A 22,238-nucleotide genomic window follows, 5' to 3' on the forward strand; every position below is an offset into this window, starting at 1 on the left:
GCTCGTCCGAATCAACTACCTCTACGGGCAGCCAGATGGGTAGGCAGCTCGCCGTTGCGGCCGGGCAGCCCCCCGCTCCGGGCAGCCTCCGCCTCTAGCACAGAGACCAGAGAGCACACCAAACGTCCACCGAGCCATGACCTCCTCGACGAGCCCGGCCACCGCGCCGGCCCAGCCGGGCGCAGGCGGCACCGAAAGCATCTACCGGTACGGCAGGTTCCATCGGAGCCCGACCTTCGCGCCGCTCGCGGCTGCCGCCCCTCTGGCCGCCACTGCTGTCTGGATGGCCCTCGTGGGGACCAGTCCCTCGGAGTGGCTTTCGGCCCTGGGCTTTCTCGGGATCGCTCTGCTCGCGGGCTACCGGTCGGCCGGGACACTTCTCTCCACGTTTCGGCTGACCGAGGACCAGCTCGTGCAGGAGCGGCCCCTGCATGCCACCAAGGAAGTTCCCTTGGGCGAGATCCGTCGCATGTTCATCGGGGGCATGAACGCCCAGATCTACGCCTCGCCTGGCCCGGAGCCGGACCTTGAGTTTCAGCGTCAGCTCGAAGGCGGAGATGAGCTCATCGAGAAGCTGTCGGGGCGCCTGCCGGAGGGCGCCGAGATCGAGCATCCGTCCGGCGAGCTGGCCGGGCGGCTCGGGGACCGGGCATGAACCCAGGTGCAGCTATCTACCCATGCAGTTGGGGGAGCTTTTCACGAGCGACATCGCCAGTTTATACGGCACCGCCGATTTATAAGGGACAGTCTCTTGGCCTCATGCCTGATTTTCTTCTGGGGATGGGAAGCGCGCTCTTCGCCACGAAGGTCCTGTGGCAGCTACTGCTGGAGACCGTCTACGTCGGCAAGGACCGATCATTCGAAAAGAGCAGCGACCCGAGCAGATTTTGGACGCAGATTTCGGCCGAGACGGGAACAGCAGCGGCGTTTTTGATCCTTCTTCTCAACCTGTAGGACCTACGACTTCCGGCAAACACTTGCGCGATCTCTTCTCCTTCCTGGATCTCCACCCGGCCATGTCAGTCGTGTCAGCCAAGCCTGCCCAAAACCGAAACAGCAGTGATGAGGCCGTCTACCGGACCTCCTGGCGTCAAAGGGCACTCTCCACCCTGGCCGCTACTATCATGCTTCTCCTCGTCGGGCCGGAATTGACCAGTGGCGATCCGCTTTGGACGTGGGACCAGCTTATGGATGTTGTCTTGCTCGGCGCCGTTCTCCTTGGCGGCGCACATGGGTTTCTAGCAAAGATCGAAATTAGTGACCGGACGCTTTGGAAGCGGCGACCACTGTGGACAGACAAAGACCTTCGTCTGAGCACGGTAGAACGGGTGCATTTTCCGACGACTCAGAGCGGACTCTGGCTCTACACCGACCCGGACGGAGATCCCGCGCTGACTGTCCAAGGCCAGTTTGAGCGGTTCGGCCAGCTGGCCATTCAGGTCGCGGATCAGTTGCCGGGCACAGCGGAGATCACAGACCCGGCAGGCAGGCTCGACAAGTACCGGCGCGAATATGGAGATGCAGGCGAGTAGCGCTTCTCGCTCCTCTGCCGAGGCATTCACTCTACTGAGGCATTTGGATTGGCACAGGGCGAAGGGGCCGGAAACCACCCGTCTCCGTCGTGGGCTTTTGTCTTCCCCATCCTGCGCTTCTCATCATTCTGCCCTTCTCGTTCCGACCTGCTTCACGTCGGCCGATCTCACACCGAATTATCGGCAGCTCGCTTGGACCCCTATACGTCTGGACAGGCTTCGGTCTGCTCAGACGACAGGAGCGCTGGCGCAGGTGGGCGACCCACCTCGCAGCGGCGCTGGCCGTGTACTGGTGCCCGTTGACAGTATCAGAATGGCAAAGGAATGATTTGTCCTGTATGATCACGGCTCCGAACATGATCATGGCTTCAGATGTAGCCACGGCTTCGGATCCCTCTTTCGCAAACTTCCTTTCGGAGCGCTTCCTGAAAGCATGCCTAAACGACCAGCGTGTCACTTCCGCCTAAGAGCACCGCTTTTAGTCCTCGCGTTGTCGGCCGCGTCGCTACTCGGCCTATCGGCGCAGGAGGCACGAGCACAACCCGGGTCCGCCGAGACTGGAAAGGCCGAGATTGGAACGCAGGTGCCCGCCTTCGAGATCGTCGCGCTCTACGACTCGGACCGTGCCATCACGCCTTCTGATTTCGAGGGCCGCTACGTGCTGCTCAACCTCTGGGCCACCTGGTGCGCGCCCTGCATCGAAAAGATCCCCGATCTTCGGGAGGCGCGGCGGCGATACCCTCCCGAAAGGCTCGCCGTCCTGAACGTCTCGTTCGACCGCTCCAGATCGAAGGCAACGGCGCTGCTGGAGAAGCGCGAGATGCCGGGGAGACACGCACACGCCGGTGGGGGACTCATGGGCGAGTTCGGAGACAAGTTCGCCCGCATGCCGAGCGAGTCGGCCTCGGGAGAAGTGCGAGGGCTCCCGAACCTGACCCTCGTCGGGCCGGAGGGAACGGTCCTCGACATGGTGGCTGGGGACTCGGCCGACGTGCTGGAGACGTTGAGCGAGCATCTCTGAGGTTGGGCGATCATCTCTGAGGCGAGCATCTTTCAAGTCGCCAGTTTTAAGACACTGGCCCGAACGACCCTTGACCGTGCTTCGATCAAGGCCCACCATCCCCGCGTGGTCAAGGAGGGGCGCTCGGCACTGGCCGACGTGGAAACCCGAGCAACGACTCTCCGGCTCGTGGGGGGCAAGCCCCCTATTCGCACCGATGCCGTCCGATCGGAACCGCCCCTCAGTGCCTCTTGGAGCCAACCGGGGTGCGTTTTCTTTTGGAGCCGTGTCCAATCTCATGGGGACTCGCATGAAATTGCATGGATTCGGACCGGAGCGCACGAACACGCCGGACGCCCTACACCCGGAGCGCGGGCCACGGTGGCCACTGAGCCGCAAGGAGACGCGGGAGGGCCCACATGTCCGACAGGACCTGCGCCAATCAGGGGCCCCTCGGGCGACGAAAAACGTTTCATCCTGATGACGTTCTGACACGATCCAAACGGCGTCCGAGCATGTTTGATAGTTCCGAGATCCAATGCAAACAGACTTTCGGTCGGCAGGGGCGGTTGCGCTCCCCTTCCGCCGTTTCGTTCTGGGGCAGACGATCAAGGGCGGCACAGACAAGCCTCCCCCGACCCATTGATTCCACACGGCAAAGCGTCGACGCACCGGCATGGGTGTATCCCACTACCGAGAACGGACCCTCAGCGTGATCATTGCGGGGGGTGGGCGTGTGGGTCGAGAAACGGCGGCCCTCATGACGTCCTACGGGCACCAGGTCACCATCATCGAACAGGACCCGCGCATCACGCGAGTCCACTCCGGCTGGCAGGAGGACATCACGTTCGTTCAAGGCGATGCGACGGCGGAGGACACCCTGACCTCTGTCGGGGTCCGAAAGGCAGATATTATCTTTGCACTGACGGATGACGAGGCCACGAACGTGGACATCTGCCAGAAGGCCACGGAGTTTGTGCCGGATGCTCGGCGGGTGGCCCGTAGTCACCGCCCGCCTGCCGGAAGCGGAAATCCCGACGACGTGGATGCGTTCGTTTTTCCAGAGCGGGCCGGGGCTCGCGTAGCGGTTGGGCGAGCGTTCGGGGCTCCGGTCCAGCCGATTACGGACCTCTCCACCCGATTTGAGCTCGTTGAGATTGAAGCCGAGAGGGGGGCCCCTGCCGTTGGACAGTCCCTTGCGGAACTGGACCTGCCGACAAAGGCAACGGTGATCACGGATCTCGCGACCGAGGATTTGGCGGACGGGGACATGGTGATCGAACCCGGGTGCCAGTACATGATTGCCACTCGTCCCGGTGCGGTGGACGACCTGAAGAGACTGTTCTGGAGTTCACCGTAGGCGGCGAGGCGAGGCCCTCTTCAGCTCGCAGGACGGCCGGGCCCTCTACGCCAAGCACGCGAGACTCGGCGCACGTCTTGGAGGCGGGGACATGGATGGGCACACCCGTGCCGTGGTCGGAGAGAGGGTGCGTCGGCCGTACCCCCTTTTCCACAGTGTCGTAGCGACGGCGCCCGAACGCTCGGTAACGGCAACGGTCTGTGGGGAAACTGCCCTCCGACATGGCAAAGGCCCGAGAGAGATTGCGCGCCCCCGGGAGCATGGGCCCTCCCGCGAGCGGTCCGTGGGCGGTCCTCTCAGGCAGAAACGTCTCGTCGGTCGAGGATCGCCCCGTTGGCGTCGAGGTCGTCGAGGTACGCCTCCACCTCGGGAAAATGGGTCGCGGCAGCGATCCGCCGGAACGGTCCCAGGCCCACCACGCGGAAGTACAGGTCGGCCAGATACGAAGTGCGCGTCCACTCGAGGCGGCCGCTCTTCGGCCCCAGAACCCGCGCCGGATCGTCGTAGAGCGACTCCAGGTGCTCGCTGACCCTTGCCTCCGCGTCCTCCCGGGCCAGCCCCAGAAAGTAGGAGAGATCGAGATCGTCTTCTCCGAGGCCGACCGCTGCAGGAACGGTGGCCAAGGTCCGGAAGGCGCGGGCAATCAAGGTGTCGGCATCGCGGGTGAAGAACACGAAGTATTCCAGGCGGACCAGTGGGTCCGGCGGCAAGCCGTCTTTGGCCCGCCCCGCCACGACAGCCACCGGACGGCCCGTCCGGGGATACCGTGGGCCCTTGCAGACGCGAAAGGTTGAGGTCGGTAGGTCCATCGAAGAAGGGCGACGCCTTTTGTTGGGGCGTCGGTTGTGAGCGGATCGGGTGCGCGGGAGCGCAGTCCTACATGAACATGTGGAGATCGGGCCCCGGAAGGGCCCGAAACGGGAAAAAGAACGCAGAACGCGTCGGCACATGGTAGTTTCCGAATCCGACACGGGGAGCGCAGGGTTGGCTGCCCTCTGCGAGGGCACGCCCCCGCACGAGTAGGCACCGCACACGTCACACATCCATCGTCATGGACGTCAGCTACACGCTCCGGCACCAGAATCGTGGGGCTCTGTTCAGGATCGCCCCCAAAAAGCTTCACCGGCGACTTCGGTACCTGGATCGGGAGGTCGAGGGCGGGGTCTCTGCTCACCAGCGCCCCGACCCCCGCCCCGATGTGGAAACGCCCGAGACGATTTACGTGCTGGATGGGCTCAGCGAGCCCGGCGAACGCCTCATCGCCGTCGAACGCGCGGACGAGGCCCGCCTCCAGGGGCACGCGTCCCTCATGTCGGAGCCGGCCGCAATGCCCGTCCCCCGGAGCGCGGAGGCCCTGATCGCCTTCGCCGAGAAAGCCAAGAATGGGGGCAACTACGGAGCGGCCAACGCGGCCTTTGCCCTGGCCCTCCACGAGCACTTTCCGAGCATCGAGTGTTCACTTTCGGTCCGGGAGCGCCCCAAAACCCCGACGGGCGCCATGACCGACGGGTACTACGACCTCGCTTACATTCAGGACGGCGAGGAGGAGACCTGCATCCCGATCCCAAAGCTCCGCGGAACAGTGGCGTATTGGTTTGCGGCCCACGCCGACCGGCGGGAGCCGATCGACCACGACCGAGATACCTCCGGGGTGGGGCCGACCATTGCAGACTTGGAGACGGCCCTTGGGCCAGCGACGGTGGGGGCGGCGGCCCTTGCCATTCTGGACGATGACGCCGTGCGCGAGCGCTACGAAGGATAGCCGACAAGCCAGTGTGCGGGGGCCGCCGGCGGCCTGGATCGGAAACGCGGGACCGGTCCCCTCCGCGCATCGGCGGGCCAGTCGCGGCTACGCGTCCGGGGCCTCGCGCTGCACCGCGACGTGATAAATCGGGCCTCCCTCCAACTCCTCCCCGTTTGCCGCGTCGGCAACCGGGATCACCGTCCACTCCATCGTGAATTCGGAGCCGTCCTTCCGGTAGTTGGTCGCTCGGCCGTGGAAAACCTCTCCGGCCTCGAGTTTCTGTCCGAGGCGGCTCAAGACCTCCTGCTCAGTTTTCGGGCCCTGCAGAACGCCGGGCGTATCTCCAAGCACCTCGTCCGCCGCGTAGCCCGTCAGCTCTTCGAAGGCACCGTTGACGTACACAATCTCACCGGGTTCTTTCGTGCTGGGCGCCCGGGTGATGGTGATGGCGTCAAAGGAGTGGTCGGCCACTGTTTTCAACAAGCGGCGGGCAAACGTGTCGGGAAGTTCGGAGTCGAGCATAAGGGGAGATGGAACCGGATTAACGAAGGAATGAGTCGGGAATGAGGCACATCCCATAAGGGGCCTTCCGCCACGCAGTGCTGCCCTGTACGGTTTCCCTCATCCGCTGTCTGTGGGCGGATTTACCGTATCGAAAGATTGGGGACACCTCTGCCCCGAGAACGGCCGGGGGACACGGGCGGGGCGCTGCCCTAAGTGTTCTCAACCGGGTACTTCTTTTTGGTTTTCTCCAGCTTCGACCCAAGTGCCGTCAACGGGTTCATCCCGACCCGCTCGCAGAAGAGGAGCGTGGATATCAGCACGTCTCCCACCTCGTCCCGAACCGCCTCTCTTCCCTCATCGGACTGCAGATGTTCTTCGACATCGCTGGAGTCCTTCCAGAGAAACTCTTCTTGCAGTTCGCTGGCCTCCACCGAGATGGCCCTCGAAAGGTGCCGGGGCGTGTGGTACTGGTCCCAGTCACGGGCTTCACGGAAGCGGGTCACGCGATCCATCGCGTCGTCGATGGACGTCGGGGGCGTGGGGTCGGGCATGAGGGGCTCTTGGCATAGTACGAAGACCAGGGATTTAAGACGTACAGACTGCCCCATCACGTGATCGCCTACCACACGGCGACGGGTGCAACGAATCGAGCAAACACGGCGTGAGCCGGCCCGGCCGGGAGCGTGCCCCGTCGGTTTCGCCGGACCGGCAGGCCTGCCCACACGCCCTCCAGCCCCCAAGAGGCCCCGGACGTTCCTGGAACTTCTTCTCCCCACGAATTCTACCTAACGCATGGTCTTCGCACATCCAGAAAGGCGGACGCAGTGTCCCTAAAGGCTCTGGGGGCCCACCGACCGCCCCTCGATCCCCAGGTTCAGTCTTGCCTCAAGGGGTCGCGCCGGAACGGGCCCGTCTCTCTGTCTTCCCTCGTGCACTCTCGTCTGGACGCTCACGCCCCCATGTCCCCTCCGTCCGCCGCCGACACGGCTCCTCCCGTTGACGAGACGCAGTCGGCGGCAAACATGGCGCTCTTCGGGAAAGACCCGATGCCCCGCATCGTGGACGTGCACCCGATGATGAACCGCCCGTCCAACGAGCCGGCCCGGGTGCGGCTCTACCAGCGCACGGAGGGCTTTTCGGAGGTTGTCGAGCACGAAGAGAACTTCTTTCCGTTTTTCTTCCTGTCCGATTTTTCTCTGATCGACGACCAGTACCGGACCGGCGGGGTGCACACGGCGACGAAGCTGGAGGGAGACAACTTCTACCGCTACCTCCTCACGTTCGAGACCTGGAGCGACTACTGGGACGCCATCCGGCAGGTCGAGCGGCGCACCGACAGCGACGAGGGCTGGCCCGACGAGCTCTATCGCGTGGGCTCCCCCGCCCAGCAGTACCTCATGCAGTCGGGGCGCACCTGCCTGCTCGACATGACGCTCGACGACCTGCACCGCCTGCAGCTCGACATCGAGGTCTACACCGAGGGCGGCTTCCCCAACGCCGAGCGGCCCGAGGACAAGATCATCATCGTCGCCCTCTCCGACAACCGCGGCTGGGACGAGGTCCTCCACCTCCGCGATGGCATCGGCGAGGCCACACTCTTGAAGGAACTCGTGCATGTGCTTCAGGAGCGCGACCCGGACGTGATCGAGGGGCATAATGTTCACTCCTTCGACCTGGACTACATCCTGGACCGCTGTGCGATGCACGGCGTCGACTTCGCCGTTGGCCGCGACGGGTCGACGCCGCGCACCTACGACTCCAGCATGCGCTTCGCCGAGCGGACGGTCGACTTTCCGGCCGTCGACATCGTGGGGCGGCACGTCATCGACACCTACTTCCAGGTCATGTCGTTCGACGTGTTTAGCCGCGACCTGCCGGACTACAGCCTGAAGACGGCCGCCCGCTACTTCGACCTCGCCCCGGCGGAGCGCACCTATATCGAAGGCACGGAGATCTCGACCGCCTGGCGGGAGGACCGCGAGACGCTGCTCGACTATGCACTCGACGACGTTACGGAGACCAAGCGCCTGGCGGGGCACCTTTCCGGCTCCACCTTCTATCTCGCCCAGATGCTGCCGATGACCTACGGCGCGTCGGCACGGCGCGGCCCGGCGGCCAAGATCGAGAGCCTCTTCGTCCGCGAGTACCTGCGCCGGCGCCACGCCCTCCCTCGCAGCGAGTGGGGCAGCCAGTCGATGGGCGGCTACACCGACATCTTCCGTACCGGCGTGATGGGCCCCATCGTCTACGCCGACGTGGAGAGCCTGTACCCCTCGATCATGCTGAACTACGACGTGCAGCCCTCCGGCGACGAGATCGACCTCTTTCCCCAGCTCCTGGAGCGGCTCACCGACCTGCGCCTCGAGACGAAGCAGGACATGAAAGACGCTGAGGACGAAGAGGTGCGCAGCGAGCTCGACGCGCGCCAGAGCTCGTACAAAGTCTTGATCAACTCGTTCTACGGCGTCCTCGGGTTCTCCCTTTCGGTCTTCAACGACTTCGAGGAGGCCGACCGCGTGGCCCGCACCGGGCAGAAAATCCTCCGGCGGCTGATCGACGAAATTCGGGACCGCGGCGGCACGGTCGTCGAGGTGGACACCGACGGGGTCCTCTTTGTGCCGCCGGACGGGGTGCGGGGGGAGCAGGCCGAGATCGACTTCACCGTCGGCCTCACAGAGGCGATGCCCGAGGGCATCCGGGTGGGTTTCGATGGTCGGTTCAAGAAAATGCTCTCTTACAAGAAGAAAAACTACGCCCTCCTCACCTACAACGACACCCTGAAGTTCAAGGGCTCCTCGCTCATCTCTCGCTCCAACGAGCCGTTCGGGCGCGACTTTGTGCGCCGGGCCATCCGCCGCCTCCTCGACCAGGACGTGGAGGGACTGCACGCGCTCTACGTAGACACCCGCGACAAAATCATCAACAGCGACTGGGAGAGCGTGGAGAGCTTCGCTCGCACAGAAACGCTGAAGGACACGCTGGAGGACTACGAGGCCGACGTGGAGGAGGGCCAACGCCCACGGGCCGCCACCTACGAGCTGGCTAAGAAAAAGCAGGCGCGCACCGGAAAGCCAATGAAGAAAGGAGACCGCATCAGCTACTACATCACCGGCGACGACGCCAACGTCACGGCCTTCAAGCACTGCAGGCGGGCGGAGGAGTGGGACCCCGATGCCCCAGACGAAAACACTGCCTACTACCTGAAACGACTCGACGAGTTTGCGAGCAAGTTCGAGCCGTTTTTCGACGAGCACGACTTCCGACTCGTCTTTGCCCCGGAGGACCTCTTCGGCTTTTCAGCGGAAGGCATTGACATCCAGACCACTGAACACGACTCTGATTACGAGGACAATCAGGAGGAAGTGCCGTTTTGATTCCCTCGCCATCGTCGATCTCAATCTCTTTTCCCGCCTCGTTCGCCCATGAAGCGCCTGCTCGCCGCCGGGACCTTTAGCCTCGCTGCCGGGGCCGTCTCTCTCCTGCTCCTCGCCTCCGTGGTCTACTCCTGCCGGTCCGGAGGCGACCCCCACCACGAGCGGTCCGCTACCTTCAACACTCCGCCCGTGGAGGACGTGCGCTCCGCCCCGCCCGTCCAGCGGCAATCGGTCCGGGCGCCCCAGAACGGCCGACTCGTTTCTTTTAGTCGGTGCTAACGCCCCCACCGTCTTCGTCCGTCGCGTTCGCCGCCCGGCCCATGAAGGACCAACCCAACGACGTTCCTCAGGGCCTCGTCATCCCCGGCCTTCAGGATGATGCCCGGTCGCCCGCCCTGCGGATCTTTCTCGTCGTGAGCGTCTCCTCGGGCCTCGCCCTCATCTGGCCCGTCTACCCCTTTGCGGCGGACCTGCAGCCCTTCGTGCTCGGCCTCCCCTTCTCGTTCGCATGGGTCGTCGGCTGGCTCGTTGTCATGTTCGGGGCGCTGGGTCTTCTGTACCGGACGGACGAAATCGACTGATCGTCCTCCCTCACCACGTCTCTCCGTCTCTTTCCTGTTCCCTCCGATGCCCGAGTGGGCCATCATCCTGCTCATCTGCGGCCTCTACCTCGCGCTGGTGCTCGGCCTCGGGGTGGGGGCGGGCCGCACCGTCTCGGCAAGCGTGGACGGATACGTGGCGGGCGACCGGACGCTGGGCGTGGTCGTGCTCTACTTTGTGCTCGGGGCGTCGGTCTTCTCGTCGTTCGCCTTTCTGGGCGCCCCCGGCTGGGCCTACTCGCGGGGCGCGGCGGCCTTTTACATCATCGCCTACGGCACGGTGGGCATGGTGCCGTTCTACTTCCTGGGGCCCCGCGCCCGGCAGGTCGGCGAGGCGTTCGGCTTCGTCACCCAGGCGGAGATGCTGGCTCACCGCTACGACAGCCGCACGCTCTCGGTGGTCCTGGCCGTGCTCAGCGTCGTCGCCTTCGTGCCCTACCTCACGCTACAGATGAAGGGAGCGGGCCTCCTCCTCGAAACCATCTCGGCGGGCGTGGTGCCGCAGTGGCTGGGGGCGCTCGTGGCCTACGGCGTGGTACTGGTCTACGTCTTCGCCAGCGGCATGATGGCGATCGGATGGACGAACACGGTGCAGGGCCTCTTCATGATGGCCGTCGCCTGGTTCCTGGGGCTCTACCTGCCGGAGACGCTGCACGGGGGCATCCAGCCCATGTTCGAGGCGATCGCGGCGGAGGGGAAAACGGCGATGCTCGAAGCCCCCGGCCTCGCCGCGGACGGGTCGCCCTGGAGCTGGGCGGGCTACAGCTCGGCCGTCCTCGTGTCGGCGGTCGGCTTTTCGATGTGGCCGCACCTGTTCATGCGCGCCTTCACGGCCAAGAGCGACCGCACCCTCAAGCTGACGGTGGTCCTCTACCCTACCTTCCAGCTGTTCCTGGTGCCCATCCTGCTGATCGGCTTCGCGGGCGTGCTGGCCTTTCCGGACGTCTCGCCGCCCGACACGATCGTCCCGCATCTGCTCACCCAGATCGAGCTGTCGCCCGTCCTGGTGGGGCTGGTATGCGCGGGGGCGCTGGCCGCCTCGATGTCGTCGGGCGACGCGATCCTGCACGCCGCCGCCTCCATCGGGCTGCGCGACGGCATTAAGCCGCTGCTCTCCGCCCCCATGAGCGACACCCGGCAGCGGCAGTGGATTCGGGGCCTCGTCGTCGCCACGAGCGCCACGGCCTACTACTTCGCGGTGTTCTCGGAGGTCGGCATTGTGGCGCTCCTGCTCGGGGCCTACGGCGGGGTCGCGCAGATCTTCCCGCTCGTCTTTGCGGCCTTCTACTGGCCCCGCGCCACCGGCCCCGGCGCGCTGGCGGGCCTGCTGGCGGGCATCGGTGCGAACACCCTCTTCCTCGTCGCGCCCCAGCTGCGCCCCGTCCCCCTGCACGAGGGCGTCTACGGGCTCGTGGCGAACGTGGCCGTCTTTGTCACGGTGAGCCTTCTCACCACGCCGCACGCTTGGGACCGCCTTCGGGCCTATACCCACTCCGACCGCCTTTCCGCCGACGAACCGGCCGCGTCGTAGCCCGCGGCACGGAGCTTGCTTCACCGTTTTCCCGCACACTCTACTTGTCCTTCGTCCCCCCCTCTCTCATGCGCAGCTTTCAAGTTCGCCTCCTCTCGTCCCTGATCGTCCTCACCGTTCTGATCGTCCCGCCGGCGCAGGCGCAGGACGAACTCGGCGACGCCCTGAACAGCATCGGCCAGCAGTACGCCGACAGCTACACACAGCCGGTCACCGACGCCCTCGGGGCCAACCTGAACGCCGGCCTCTTCCGCACCGCGGAGGTCGGGGGCGAGGGCATTATTCCCGGAATCGACGTCTACGTGGGCGTGGCGGGAATGGGCGCCCTCACGTCCGGATCGGCAGAATCTTTCCGGCTAAGCGACGAGGTGATTGAAACCGAAGGCGGCCGTCAACTGCGCATCGAGTATCCGGACGCTGATCTCCCGACGGCCTTCGGAGAAAACGAATCCCCCGGCTCGGCCGACATTATTGACGAGCAGACCGGCATGCAGGTCGACCAAGTTCCCCTCCCCTCCTCGTTGATCGACACGCCCATCGCCCCCTTGGCCATCCCCCAGATCGGTGCCGGAACGGTACTGGGGACCGATGCCCAGGTCCGCTTCCTCCCCGAGACGAGCATCAGCGACTACGGCTCGGTCTCGCTCTTCGGCCTGTCCGTGCGGCACAGCCTCAGCCAGTACATCCCCCTCTCGCCCGTAAATCTCGCCGTGCAGGGGACGTGGCAGAGCCTGTCCCTCTCCGGCAGCGACGGCAGCACCAATCCCGGCGAGATCGTCGACGCCTCCGGCTGGGCCCTCAACGCGCAGGTAAGCAAGAGCGTCCCCGTCGCCCCCATCACGTTCTACGGCGGCCTGCAGTACGAGCAGTTCGGGGTCGACGTGGGGTACACGTTCCAGGCGCCGGACGGCAGCACCTCAACCGTCTCGCTCGACCAGGACGCCTCGAACAACGTCCGGGCCCTTGCGGGCGTCTCCGTCACGCTGGCCCTCATTCAGCTCAACGTCGACTACGCCCTCGCCAGCAATAACACCGTGAGTGCCGGCCTGGGCATCACCCTGTAGGGACACTTCCCGCCGCCCCTCACGACGAGCGGTGGCTTCGCCCCGAAAGTACGAGCGTCAGGCGTCCTGTGCCGGGGCAATCTCATCCTCGTAGTTTTGGATCGCCCCCTCCACCACTGCCTTGGCCCGATCCGGCCCGAAGAAGTCTTTTACCTGTACGGTCTTGCCTTCCAAGGCCTTGTAGTCTTGGAAGAACCGGCGCAGCTCTCGGAGGCGATGGTCGGGCAGCTCCTTGATGTGCCAGTAGTCGTTGAAGGCTGGATCGTCCATGTGGATGCAGATGATCTTCGCGTCTTCCTCGTCGTCGTCCAGCATGTTCATGAGGCCGATGGGACGGGCACGAAGAATGCTCAGCGGGTCGACCGTTTCTTGTGCCAGCACGAGCATGTCGAGCGGATCGCCATCGTCCGCGTAGGTGCGCGGAATGAAGCCGTAGTTGGCCGGATAGACGACTGAGGAGTGGAGCATCCGATCCACTCGAAGCAGCCCGCTCTCCTTGTCGAGCTCGTACTTGACCTTGCAGCCCTGCGGAATTTCGACGATGCAGCTAAACATGTCAGGGGCCTCTTCCCCCACAGTAATGTCGTGCCAAGGATGGCTCATGATCGGTTCACGGGCGATGGACGGGGATGAAGAATGACGAACAGAGCGACGAGGCCCTTCCGTGTTGGCGTCTCTCGTCGCTTCGAACTTGACTTGTGTCGTTTGGGCACGGCCGATCTAGTCGCACGGGACGGCCACACCGGTCGTCCGGCAGGCGCCCGAGTGCGACGACCGCGCGACCGGGACCGGGGGGCGACCGGCTCATCCCCACTCGCGCGCCCGGCTGCAGCCGGGGGTCAGGTCTCGGCCTCGGGTCCAGCGTCGGTCTGGGGCGAGGCTTTGAGCCGCTGGGAAGGGTCAAACGAGCGCTCCGCCCCGAGCCAGACCGCAAGGGCGGCGCTCGTGATGTGCGTGTCGCCCGGCTCGACAGAGACCCCTTCGGTGTCTGTCTCTCCCAAGGCCTCCATGTCGCCGTCGATCTCGTCGAGCCGCTCGGAGAGGGCCTGCACGTCCCGGGCGAGCCGGGAGGCCGTTTCGGTGGCGTGGCTCTCGAAGTGAAGCTGCCCGTCGCGGTACAGGTCAACAACCCGCCGCAAGACATCCCCACTTCCGAGGCGAACCCCAATCTCGTCGGGGGCCCCCGCCGCAACCTCGTCGCCGTTTGTCAGGGTTGCCGCGACGGGATCCAGGCCCCGGCCCTCGAGGGCGTCGACGAGCGCTTCGCCGAAGTCCGAGCCCCGGTTGGCAATGATGCTCGTGCGGCCGATGTAGGGCTGGTCGGCCACAAGCCCTTGAAGGTGATCGGCGAGGTCCTCGGCCGCCTCCACGTCGGTGTGGTGGCGGATGTGGTTGAGCCGATAGGTCACCGGCTCGTCGGAATGCTCCCTCGCCTTTTCGAGCAGCGCGTGGGTAACGTCCGAGGCCCCATCTCCTTCGGCCGGGGCAACATCGATGCCTAGGAAGAATGCATGTGCCATATCGGGCGGAAGACTGAGTGATCAAAGCACGACGAACAGGGGTCTAACGGATGAATGTCGCCATCCGCTCGTTCCCCACTCGACAGGGGGCCCGTCCCGGGCTCCACAAATTCACCTCGTCTGGTTCCCGACCGTGCAGTGTTGCACGCTGAAGTATGACTGCTCGTCCGTCCACACCGATTCGACGTCAAAACCCGCCCGTGCCGCGAGACTCGAGAATTCGTCGAGCGTGTACTTGTGAGAGTCCTCCGTGTGAATCGTCTCGCCCTTTTCAAACGCGAACGACTCGCCGGCCACAGACACAGACTGTGCAGTCGTGCTGTGGAGGTGGCTCTCGATGCAGCCCCGCGCCTCGTTCCAGAGCACCTGGTGCTCGAAGGTGGCGAGGTCGAAGGTCGCGTCCAGCTCCCGGTTCATGCGGCGGAGCAGGTTTTTGTTGAACGCCGCCGTCACGCCTTCAGCGTCGTCGTAGGCCGCCTTTAGCACCTCCACGTCTTTCTTCAGGTCCACCCCGATCAGCAGCCCCCCGTCGCTCCCCACTGTGTCGGCAATCTGGGCCAGGAACGCGCGGGCGTCCTCCCGCCGGAAGTTGCCAATGGTAGACCCCGGATAGTACCCCACAGTCCGACGCGCCGGTCGCGGTGGCGCTGGAAGGTCGAAGGCCGTTGTGTAATCGGCACACACCGGCTGAATGGGAATCGACGGATAGTCTTCGGCGAGCGCCTCTGCACTTTCGAGAAGGTGGTTCTTCGAGATATCGACCGGCACGTACGCCGCCAGGTCGTTCCCCAGGCGCTCCAGCAGGAGACGCGTCTTCAGGCTGCTGCCACTTCCATACTCGACGAGACGGGCCTCTGGCCCGACGGCCTCGGCCAGGGCCGCCCCGTGTTCCCGCATGATCGCGAGTTCCGTGCGGGTGGGATAGTACTCGTCGAGCTCACAAATCTTGTCAAAGAGCTTCGATCCTCGCTCGTCGTACAGAAACTTGGAAGGGATCTGCTTCTGCTCCCTGCGGAGTCCGTTCAGCACGGCCTCCCGAAACGATTCCGTGGCGGGGGCCTGGTCGAAGACAGGATGGGCGCTAGTTGAAGTGGACATGCACCGAGCACGTCAGTGACGAGAAGATGAGCGTTTGCAACCGTGAGGGGCCTATGTTGGGGGCGTAAACGACGCCTTCAACAACAGGGGCTTCCACACGGAAGTCAATTGGACAGGACAGAAAACGGAGTTGTGGTGGAATCGTTACAGGCGGCGGGCTGGCCTCGGCTATGCCTCCACATCGGCCAGGGGATCCGGGTGACGAAATTGATATCCGCACTGGGCCTTCACCTTCTCGTTGCTGACGCGCTTTCCGGTGGTGGCGTCCGACGCGTCGAAGGTCGGCGGCTCCAGGCCCAGCCCCTTTGCCGCGCGGGTGTAAAGGGCCCGGCGGGTTGGATGGACGTCGGCACAGGCGTTGAAGACCTCGCCCCGGACATCCTGCTCGAGGAGGGTGGTCAGCAGGGCCACGCAATCTTCTCGGTGAATCAGGTTCACCGGCGCCTCCGGGCGTCCGACGTTGGAGCGTCCCGCCAGGAAGCGCCCCGGGTGACGATCGCCCCCGTAGAGCCCGCCGAACCGCACGATCGTGGTGGCGAACGACGCATCGTCCATGAGCCGTCCCTCGGCGGCCAGGACGGCACGCCCGGTCGACCGGCGCGCGCCCGACAGGGCGTCCGGACGGCCCGGCGGCTGGTCGGCCTCCACAACCGTCCGCTCTACATTGGGATACACGCCGGTTGAGCTCGCAAAGAGAATCCACTCGACGCCTCCTTCGGCGGCCGCTTCTCGGACCGCATCGATCTGGCGGCAGTGGCGTGACGTGACGTCGGCGGCGGTCCGCGAAGGGGGAATGTTCAGGACGAGAACCGAGGACTCGAAGAACGACGCGGGATCTTCGCCGTCAAGTTCAGGGTCAAGGGCAAGAAGATGCGGCTCAATGCCGTCGTCCCGCAGGGCGTCCACCTTTTCGGGGGTGGTGGTGGACCCGCGCACGGAAACGTTCTGCGCCACGAGATGCTGGGCCAGCGGCCGGCCGAGCCAGCCACAGCCGAGAATACTGACGTCTGAATCGATCATCTAGGAGAGGGAACTCATCCGAAGAGCGCGGGCCTCCATGTGTGTTGGGAGGGGCGCCTTCGGACGCTCACGCGAGGGGCGCTGTTTCCTGCCGGCCCTGCAGCGACGCCTTCTGAACGGCCGTGCTCCACGTGGGAGGTCCCGGTTCTTCTCCCCCCTGAAACTCTCCTAAAACTCATCGAGAACGCGCTTCACGATGTCTTTTTCGAAGACGCCCGTCTGTTTCTGCTCAGCCGCCTCCCTGTTGGAGACGGCTTCCCCATTCGGCGGCACCGGCGACTCCTTTTGGGCGGAGAGAGGGGTCCGTTCGTTCTGAGTCTCCTCGAGCAACTCGTCCAGCACGTTCTGAACCACGGGGCGGAGCCGATCCAGTTCGTCCTCCGAGACGCTGTCACCGCACACCTGTGTCGCAACAAACCGCACGAACGGGACGTCGGGGGCGTCCTTCTGCCGCACCAAGTACTCCCGAAGTTGGCGACTGCGAACGCGGCTGTGGGCGGTCCCCCGAATCTCTTCCTCATCAAACACGGGCCGGGCGAACTGCCGCAGCGTATCGACGTCGCCAGGGGTGTGATCCAGGAGATCAAACGCCAGAACCGGCTCTTCGGGGCGCCCTCCGTTTCCGTCCGGGACCGCATAGAACCGGGATTGAAGGCCATTGGTGAACACGACGATCGGGGCCCCCATCGCCTCGGCGTGGCCGAACAGAGCGTCCTCCTCCAATTCATCCAGCCCCCCCGTCGCCTCTGTGCATTCGACGAGCATGACCGGCGTCTCGTCCCTCTTCAGAACATAATCCACCACCTCATCCTCCCCGTCAATGCCAGCCTCCGGCTCCACATTCCGAACGTCGAAGGGGTCGTAGCCGAGCGCATCGAAAAAGGGAAGGACGAGCGCAGTTTCGGTCTGTTTCTGGCGATCGAGGGCAGCACGCTGTCCCTCCGCCCGTGCGCGGAGGAGGGAGAGCCGGTCGGCGAGGGTCATGGCAGCGGAAGTACGCATGGAGCAAAACGGTGGGACCGATTCAGAGGAGCAAACACGGTGCCAGGACCGCTCCCTCCCCGCAAGCCACGGGCCTTCTTTTGGGGATTGGGAGTGCACGCGCCCAAGCGCGTTCCAACGCCCTCCTCACTCCCGCAGTGGGCCCATCGCAGACGCCCGAAAGCGCCAGGCGGCTCCATCGGCGCTCCGGACCGAGCCTTCCACGTGTGCTCCGGACACGCAAAGCGATCCGAGAAAACGAAAGACGGGCGGACGTGATTTTCCACTCGTTCGTCGAGGCGGTCGATGTTGTGACCCATCGTGGCAGGACAAGACGCCATGTGGCCCTCGTGGGCCGCAACAGCGGGGCCGACGAGAAGCTCTGTTCCGCGTGGGCGCGTGCACGAGGGATGTGAGAGGACCGTCGTAAAAGGACTGGGCATCGTCGTCAGGGCGAACGGGGCTCCGGTTCATCGTCGGAGGGATCCTCCCCGAGCACTGGGGCCCGGGTACAGATTCGCTCCAGCACGGCCTCGACGTTGTCCCGCCGGAGGCGCCCCGCGTCGAGGTCGTCGCTCACCGCCTCGAGGGCCCGGCGCCACCAGGCCTCCGGGGGACGCTTCGTCTCCGACGTTAAGTGCCCCTCTGCCCGGAAGTAGGCCTCCAGCTCGTCGATCTTGTCGGAGCGGAAGCGCTTGACCGCCCCGTTCCTCAGCTCATCGAGGATCCGCGCGGCCTGTCCGTCGACCCGGCCCGCGAGGGCGGCCACCTCGTCGATGAACGTGTCGGACACGGCGTCCGTCGCCGCCAGGGCCGCCCGGTCCACGGGAGTCCCGCGCCCCACGCGCCACGCGGCGGCCCAGTGCTCCACCGCCCGGGCCCGTGCCTCCACGCGCCGGTAGAGGGCCGGATCCAGGTCGAGGAGCGACAGGGCCTCTCGTTCGGCCAGGCCGGCCAGCTGGCCCCACCGCCGGTAGGACGCCTCCACGGCCCGGCGCAGTACCTCCACGTCCTCGACGAGGTACCATAGGTGCAGCTCCGAAACGTCGTTGCGGGGCGTCCAGGCCGGAATGTCGAGGTGATCCGCGAGGGCCTCGTGGCTGAGATCGTCGGCCGATGGAAGGGCCGTCGTCAGCGGACGCCCCGGCCGGAAGGCCCCGTCCCTACGCACGGGTCCGAACGCCCCCTCGTCCCCGTCCGCCCCGGAAAGCTCGTGCACCGTGAGTGACACATCCGTCCCGTCGAGCTGCCGTCGCCACTTGGCCACCTCGTCGGACTGTGCCGTCAGGTACAGTACCTGCCGCCCCTCTGCGGCGATCGTCCGGACCGCCTGAATGATGGCCCCGGCTTTCCCATCGTCGCTGTTGGCCAGGGCCTCGTCGAGCACCAGAGGCAGCTGGACGCCCTGCTCCTGGGTCTCGACGAACGCCATGCGGACGGCGAGCAACAGCTGAACCTTGGTTCCGTCCGACAACTCCTGGAGCGCGAGCCCGCGCCCGGCGTCCGTCACCACCCGAAACGTCCCCTGTGCCCGGTTGAGGTCCAGGCGGTAGCGGTCGCTCGTGATGTGCCGGAAGCGCTCGTCGGCACGGGCAAAGACGGCCGGCAGGTCCTGATTCCGGGTCCGCTCGTGCACGACGTCCGCCAGGGCCTGCCCGACGACGCGTCGCAGATCGCCTTCGCCCCGGCGCCGCAGCGCCCGACGGGCCGACCGGTGCGCCGCGAGGGCCTCTTCAAGGTCGTGGTCCGTCTTCGCGTCCTCGACCTGCTGCTGGATGCGGCTGATCCGGTCGGAGAGCTCGTCGATCCGCTCGGCGTCGGCGGCGGCCTGGTCCCGCCGCCGCTCCAGTTCTTCGACCGTGGCCGTGAGCATCGAGTCCTCCACGCCCTCCAGTGTTTGGAGCCGTTCCCGTTCGAGCTCAACGGAGCGCTCCGCACGCGTTCGCTCCTCCTCGGCGGACTCGTACGCGTCGAACTGGGCACACCACTCCGCGACGGTCTCGTCCCGGTCGGGCTCCAGCCCGAGCCGATCGAAAATCTGCTCGATCGTGTCGTCGATCCGTTCAATCTGTTCGGCGGCCTGCTCGGAGCGCTGCTCGGCAGTGTCGCGGTCGGTGCGGGCCGCCTCGAGGGCCTGCTGCTCCTCTCGGAGGTGTTCCAGGGCGGCCCTCCCCTCGCTGATGTCGTCCACGTCGTCGATTCCGTACGGCGCGACGAGCGTCCGGACTTTGTCCCGCCACGTCTCCACCTGGCGCTCCGCCTCGCGGATCTGTTCGTCCGCCCCCTGGACCTCCGTCCACGCCTCCTGCCAGGCCCCCAGCCGCTGCACGAACCAGAGCAGCGAGTGGGCACCGAGCGCAGGGTCTACGTGGAGCCGGTCCGCCAGCTCGGCCTGGCGCTCCTCCAGCGCCGCCGTTTCGTCCTCGATGGCCTCCAGGTCCTCGGCATGGCGGGCCCACTCGTCGGCCTTCGCCGCGGCCCGTTTGGCCTCCGCCCAGTCCTGAACAAGCGCGTCGAGGTGGGCGTGGACCGCCTCGACCGACCACGTGGGCGGGGCGGGCAGGTCAAGCCGCTCAAAGCGCTGCTCCAGGTCCGGCCGGCGCGTCTCTGGGGCGGCGCCGGGCGGGCGGAGGGCAACGTACACGGCCCCGGCCACGACGCCCCCCACGCCGGCCACGACCCAGCCCAAAGGGGCCCCATTGAGCCCCATCGCAACGCCGAGGCCCACCACGACGAGCGCCCCGGCGAGGCCGACATACCGGAGGCTCCGCGCCCGGCCCTCCGGGGCAGAGCCCGCCCCCGGCTCCCGCAGCCATTCCGCAAGCCGCTCCACGCCACGGCGAAGCAGCTCCGGCTCATCCTCGGGGGCGGCGGCCCCGAACAGCCGCTCCAGGGCCCGAAGCGCCTTCTCCCGCCCCTGCACCTCCAGACGCGACTCGGCCAGCGACTGGACCGCGTCGACCTCCGGCCCGTCGATCTCGGCGACGGCGTCCTTGTCGTCCCCCGACAGGCGCTCCCACTCCGTCGCCTCCACCTTCGCCGCTCGCGCTCGCTCACGCTCCGCCTGCTCTGCGGTCGCCCGTGCCTGCTCCCATTCCTGCAGGGCCGTCCGGAGCGTGTCGATCGTGCCGTCCGGGAGCCCCTCCGCCGGCACGCCACTCGCGTCGATGCGCGCCTCCGCCGCCTCCCGCTGCTCGGTGGCCGCCGTCTGCTCCTCTACTGCACGCGACCGTTCGTCCCGCAGGCGTTCGAGGCGTTCGGCCTCGTCCCCCTGAAGGGCCTGCATGCCGTCGGGGAACGCGTTGACCGCTTGCTCCGCCGCCCGGCGCTTCTGCTTCGCCCGCGCAAGCGCACAGGCCTGTTCCAGGGCGTCTCGTCGCCGGGCCGCCTCCTGTGCCGCCTCCCGCTCCTGGCGCAGTCGCCGCAGCGACCGCTCTTTTCGCCGCAACGCCCGGTGGACCGACCGGGCCTCCTCCACGCGTTGACGGGTTTCCTCGACGCGGCGGGTCTCGCGGAGCCGCCCCTTCGCGTACGCCCCGAAGCCGAGTGCCTCGGCGGCCCCCGGCACGTCGTACCCGCCCTGGGCCTCCTGCAGGATCGCCTCGGCCAGGGCCCGCTCCGAGTCTTCGGTGGCGGCAAGCAGGTCGCGCAGGGACATGTGGTAGCGCCCCCGGTGGCCGGGCGGCGGCATGGGCGGCAGGCTCGCCGGGGTGCCGCCACGCTGGTACTGCGCCCGGCGTCCGTCCACGTCGACCCGCCACGGGTCGCCGTCCAGACGAAACGCTCCTTCGATGAGCGGACGGTCCCAGCCGTGCGCCTCCGGCCAAAGGAGCACCGTCGCGGCCCGGGCGAGCGTCGTCTTGCCGGAGCCGTTCGGGCCCGCGATGACGTTGACGCCCGGACCGATCTCATCGACGTTGAGCCCAAACGACCGGCCGTACATCCGCTGCACGGCCAGGCGGCGGACGTGGAGCGCGGCGCCGGACTCTGGAGGGGGCGTGTCGTCGGGGGCGGACTCCGTCATTCGTGGGACACAGCGTCGGTCTGGGAGCGCAGTTCATCGAGAAGCAGGAGGCCCTGCCGCCGAACCGTCTCGGCAAGCGTCTCGCGGTCCGGCGACAAGGCCTCGGTGTCCCGGAGCGGTTCGTAGGCGGGCGAGTCTCGAACCGACGAGAGTGCCTCCTCGATCGCGGCCCACGCGTCGCGGACCTGAGCGTCGTCGTTCTCGTCCTGGATCGCCAGGAGAAGCTGGGCGAGCACGGCCGGGGGATCGGTGCCCTCCGCAATCTGCTCCAGGTCGAGGGCCGGACGCGTCCGGGCGGTGGCCGACTCCACAATGGCGGTCGATTCCTCGACGGGCACTTCGAGCTCACCGGGCCACGTCTCGACCAGGTCGCACACCGCGCGGTGAAGGGCGGTGCGCCCCGTGAGTGTGAGGCGGCAGACGAGGCGCCGGGGCGTGGGCCCCTCCTCGCGGGCCTCGCGGAGCCGGGCCCGCATCGCGTCCGTCACCGCGGACTCGACGTCCGCCTCCTCGTCGGCGGCCGCCACGTCCACGTTGAGGCGTTCGTAGCGGAGGGAGGCCCGCGGCAGATGGGTCGCCGTGCTCGCTTCGTCCGGTGCGACCTCGATCCGCCAGGGACCGTGCGCCCCCGTTTCCGACGGATCGAGCGGCTGGAGCGAGCCGGGATACAGCACGAGGGGCGACCGATCGTCCCGGAGCGACGGGGCGTGGATGTGGCCCAGGAGCCACGCTGAGACGGGCTGTCGGCGCAGGGCATCGAGCGACACCGGCGCGTAGACGCTCTTCGGGGCGTCCAGGTCGGCGTGGAGGACCCCCACCGTCGGACAATCGTCCCGCGGGAGATCGTCCGGCAGGGTCTCGAGGGGGGAGTCGCTCATGTGCGCCTC

Annotated in this window: 21 protein-coding genes; 11 read left to right on the plus strand and 10 right to left on the minus strand. The window is 66.4% G+C overall.

The genetic code is table 11. The features are described from left to right. The first annotated feature begins 136 nt into the window (after positions 1 to 136). From V5A20_RS06270 to V5A20_RS06290, 5 genes are all read left to right on the plus strand, one after another. Positions 137 to 655, plus strand: coding sequence for a hypothetical protein (locus V5A20_RS06270; protein WP_332326926.1), 519 nt, complete (start codon positions 137 to 139; stop codon positions 653 to 655). Positions 656 to 759: 104 nt separating this feature from the next. Beyond that, entirely contained in the window at positions 760 to 954 is a 195-nt protein-coding gene (locus tag V5A20_RS06275; protein WP_332326927.1) for a hypothetical protein, read from the plus strand. Between the two features lie 23 nt (positions 955 to 977). Further along, positions 978 to 1,532, plus strand: coding sequence for a hypothetical protein (locus V5A20_RS06280; protein ID WP_332326928.1), 555 nt, complete (start codon positions 978 to 980; stop codon positions 1,530 to 1,532). A 433-nt stretch (positions 1,533 to 1,965) separates the two neighbouring features. Then, on the plus strand, positions 1,966 to 2,553 hold the full coding sequence (locus V5A20_RS06285) for a TlpA family protein disulfide reductase (protein ID WP_332326929.1): 588 nt from the start codon (positions 1,966 to 1,968) through the stop codon (positions 2,551 to 2,553). Between the two features lie 655 nt (positions 2,554 to 3,208). Next, the gene (locus V5A20_RS06290) at positions 3,209 to 3,892 is read left to right on the plus strand and encodes a potassium channel family protein (RefSeq protein ID WP_332316281.1); all 684 of its coding nucleotides are present in this window, start codon (positions 3,209 to 3,211) and stop codon (positions 3,890 to 3,892) included. Positions 3,893 to 4,188: 296 nt separating this feature from the next. Here the strand turns inward: V5A20_RS06290 and V5A20_RS06295 are convergent, their stop codons facing one another. Beyond that, on the minus strand, positions 4,189 to 4,701 hold the full coding sequence (locus V5A20_RS06295) for a hypothetical protein (RefSeq protein WP_332326930.1): 513 nt from the start codon (positions 4,699 to 4,701) through the stop codon (positions 4,189 to 4,191). A gap of 242 nt (positions 4,702 to 4,943) precedes the next feature. Between V5A20_RS06295 and V5A20_RS06300 the strand changes: the two genes are divergently transcribed. After that, positions 4,944 to 5,654, plus strand: coding sequence for a hypothetical protein (locus tag V5A20_RS06300; RefSeq protein ID WP_332326931.1), 711 nt, complete (start codon positions 4,944 to 4,946; stop codon positions 5,652 to 5,654). Between the two features lie 87 nt (positions 5,655 to 5,741). On the opposite strand, the gene V5A20_RS06305 is transcribed toward V5A20_RS06300, so the two are convergent. Both V5A20_RS06305 and V5A20_RS06310 read right to left on the minus strand, forming a co-directional pair. After that, entirely contained in the window at positions 5,742 to 6,158 is a 417-nt protein-coding gene (locus tag V5A20_RS06305; RefSeq protein WP_332316285.1) for a PAS domain-containing protein, read from the minus strand. A gap of 191 nt (positions 6,159 to 6,349) precedes the next feature. Beyond that, positions 6,350 to 6,691 carry a nucleotide pyrophosphohydrolase gene (locus V5A20_RS06310; RefSeq protein WP_332316286.1) on the minus strand — a complete coding sequence of 114 codons (342 nt, stop codon included), beginning with the start codon at positions 6,689 to 6,691 and terminating at the stop codon, positions 6,350 to 6,352. A gap of 408 nt (positions 6,692 to 7,099) precedes the next feature. Between V5A20_RS06310 and V5A20_RS06315 the strand changes: the two genes are divergently transcribed. From V5A20_RS06315 to V5A20_RS06335, 5 genes are all read left to right on the plus strand, one after another. Further along, positions 7,100 to 9,514, plus strand: coding sequence for a DNA polymerase domain-containing protein (locus V5A20_RS06315; protein WP_332326932.1), 2,415 nt, complete (start codon positions 7,100 to 7,102; stop codon positions 9,512 to 9,514). Positions 9,515 to 9,562: 48 nt separating this feature from the next. Then, a complete protein-coding gene (locus tag V5A20_RS06320; protein ID WP_332316288.1) occupies positions 9,563 to 9,793 on the plus strand; it encodes a hypothetical protein in 231 nt (76 codons plus the stop codon). 41 nt (positions 9,794 to 9,834) lie between these two features. Beyond that, positions 9,835 to 10,095, plus strand: a complete 261-nt coding sequence (locus V5A20_RS06325; protein ID WP_332316289.1) for a hypothetical protein — start codon at positions 9,835 to 9,837, stop codon at positions 10,093 to 10,095. A 46-nt stretch (positions 10,096 to 10,141) separates the two neighbouring features. Further along, positions 10,142 to 11,644: a sodium:solute symporter family protein gene (locus V5A20_RS06330; RefSeq protein WP_332316290.1), complete on the plus strand. Its 1,503-nt coding sequence runs from the start codon at positions 10,142 to 10,144 to the stop codon at positions 11,642 to 11,644. 68 nt (positions 11,645 to 11,712) lie between these two features. After that, a complete protein-coding gene (locus tag V5A20_RS06335) occupies positions 11,713 to 12,708 on the plus strand; it encodes a DUF6588 family protein (RefSeq protein ID WP_332316291.1) in 996 nt (331 codons plus the stop codon). A 57-nt stretch (positions 12,709 to 12,765) separates the two neighbouring features. Here the strand turns inward: V5A20_RS06335 and V5A20_RS06340 are convergent, their stop codons facing one another. The 7 genes from V5A20_RS06340 to V5A20_RS06370 all read right to left on the minus strand — a co-directional run. Next, complete coding sequence (locus tag V5A20_RS06340) at positions 12,766 to 13,311, minus strand: inorganic diphosphatase (protein ID WP_332316292.1); 546 nt, start codon at positions 13,309 to 13,311, stop codon at positions 12,766 to 12,768. 236 nt (positions 13,312 to 13,547) lie between these two features. Further along, positions 13,548 to 14,228: a hypothetical protein gene (locus V5A20_RS06345; RefSeq protein ID WP_332326933.1), complete on the minus strand. Its 681-nt coding sequence runs from the start codon at positions 14,226 to 14,228 to the stop codon at positions 13,548 to 13,550. A gap of 111 nt (positions 14,229 to 14,339) precedes the next feature. Further along, positions 14,340 to 15,326 (minus strand): L-histidine N(alpha)-methyltransferase, encoded by a 987-nt coding sequence (gene egtD, locus V5A20_RS06350; protein WP_332316204.1) that lies wholly within the window; start codon positions 15,324 to 15,326, stop codon positions 14,340 to 14,342. Between the two features lie 168 nt (positions 15,327 to 15,494). Beyond that, entirely contained in the window at positions 15,495 to 16,346 is an 852-nt protein-coding gene (locus V5A20_RS06355) for an SDR family oxidoreductase (protein ID WP_332316205.1), read from the minus strand. A 168-nt stretch (positions 16,347 to 16,514) separates the two neighbouring features. Further along, positions 16,515 to 17,348, minus strand: coding sequence for a hypothetical protein (locus tag V5A20_RS06360; RefSeq protein ID WP_332326934.1), 834 nt, complete (start codon positions 17,346 to 17,348; stop codon positions 16,515 to 16,517). A 427-nt stretch (positions 17,349 to 17,775) separates the two neighbouring features. After that, complete coding sequence (locus V5A20_RS06365) at positions 17,776 to 21,351, minus strand: AAA family ATPase (protein ID WP_332326935.1); 3,576 nt, start codon at positions 21,349 to 21,351, stop codon at positions 17,776 to 17,778. Further along, the coding region (locus tag V5A20_RS06370) for a metallophosphoesterase family protein (RefSeq protein ID WP_332326936.1) at positions 21,348 to 22,238 on the minus strand (891 nt) is incomplete at its 5' end. The genes V5A20_RS06370 and V5A20_RS06365, both read right to left, overlap by 4 nt.

This window comes from Salinibacter sp. (assembly GCF_036626415.1).
Taxonomy (GTDB): Bacteria; Bacteroidota; Rhodothermia; order Rhodothermales; family Salinibacteraceae; genus Salinibacter.

What these genes read in the sequence shown, in the direction of transcription:
- V5A20_RS06270 (WP_332326926.1), top strand. Translation starts at nt 137, where the DNA reads ATGACCTCCTCGACGAGCCCGGCCACCGCGCCGGCCCAGCCGGGCGCA.
- V5A20_RS06275 (WP_332326927.1), top strand. Translation starts at nt 760, where the DNA reads ATGCCTGATTTTCTTCTGGGGATGGGAAGCGCGCTCTTCGCCACGAAG.
- V5A20_RS06285 (WP_332326929.1), top strand. Translation starts at nt 1,966, where the DNA reads ATGCCTAAACGACCAGCGTGTCACTTCCGCCTAAGAGCACCGCTTTTA.
- V5A20_RS06290 (WP_332316281.1), top strand. Translation starts at nt 3,209, where the DNA reads ATGGGTGTATCCCACTACCGAGAACGGACCCTCAGCGTGATCATTGCG.
- V5A20_RS06295 (WP_332326930.1), bottom strand. Translation starts at nt 4,701, where the DNA reads ATGGACCTACCGACCTCAACCTTTCGCGTCTGCAAGGGCCCACGGTAT.
- V5A20_RS06300 (WP_332326931.1), top strand. Translation starts at nt 4,944, where the DNA reads ATGGACGTCAGCTACACGCTCCGGCACCAGAATCGTGGGGCTCTGTTC.
- V5A20_RS06305 (WP_332316285.1), bottom strand. Translation starts at nt 6,158, where the DNA reads ATGCTCGACTCCGAACTTCCCGACACGTTTGCCCGCCGCTTGTTGAAA.
- V5A20_RS06310 (WP_332316286.1), bottom strand. Translation starts at nt 6,691, where the DNA reads ATGCCCGACCCCACGCCCCCGACGTCCATCGACGACGCGATGGATCGC.
- V5A20_RS06315 (WP_332326932.1), top strand. Translation starts at nt 7,100, where the DNA reads ATGTCCCCTCCGTCCGCCGCCGACACGGCTCCTCCCGTTGACGAGACG.
- V5A20_RS06320 (WP_332316288.1), top strand. Translation starts at nt 9,563, where the DNA reads ATGAAGCGCCTGCTCGCCGCCGGGACCTTTAGCCTCGCTGCCGGGGCC.
- V5A20_RS06325 (WP_332316289.1), top strand. Translation starts at nt 9,835, where the DNA reads ATGAAGGACCAACCCAACGACGTTCCTCAGGGCCTCGTCATCCCCGGC.
- V5A20_RS06330 (WP_332316290.1), top strand. Translation starts at nt 10,142, where the DNA reads ATGCCCGAGTGGGCCATCATCCTGCTCATCTGCGGCCTCTACCTCGCG.
- V5A20_RS06335 (WP_332316291.1), top strand. Translation starts at nt 11,713, where the DNA reads ATGCGCAGCTTTCAAGTTCGCCTCCTCTCGTCCCTGATCGTCCTCACC.
- V5A20_RS06340 (WP_332316292.1), bottom strand. Translation starts at nt 13,311, where the DNA reads ATGAGCCATCCTTGGCACGACATTACTGTGGGGGAAGAGGCCCCTGAC.
- V5A20_RS06345 (WP_332326933.1), bottom strand. Translation starts at nt 14,228, where the DNA reads ATGGCACATGCATTCTTCCTAGGCATCGATGTTGCCCCGGCCGAAGGA.
- egtD (WP_332316204.1), bottom strand. Translation starts at nt 15,326, where the DNA reads ATGTCCACTTCAACTAGCGCCCATCCTGTCTTCGACCAGGCCCCCGCC.
- V5A20_RS06355 (WP_332316205.1), bottom strand. Translation starts at nt 16,346, where the DNA reads ATGATCGATTCAGACGTCAGTATTCTCGGCTGTGGCTGGCTCGGCCGG.
- V5A20_RS06360 (WP_332326934.1), bottom strand. Translation starts at nt 17,348, where the DNA reads ATGCGTACTTCCGCTGCCATGACCCTCGCCGACCGGCTCTCCCTCCTC.
- V5A20_RS06365 (WP_332326935.1), bottom strand. Translation starts at nt 21,351, where the DNA reads ATGACGGAGTCCGCCCCCGACGACACGCCCCCTCCAGAGTCCGGCGCC.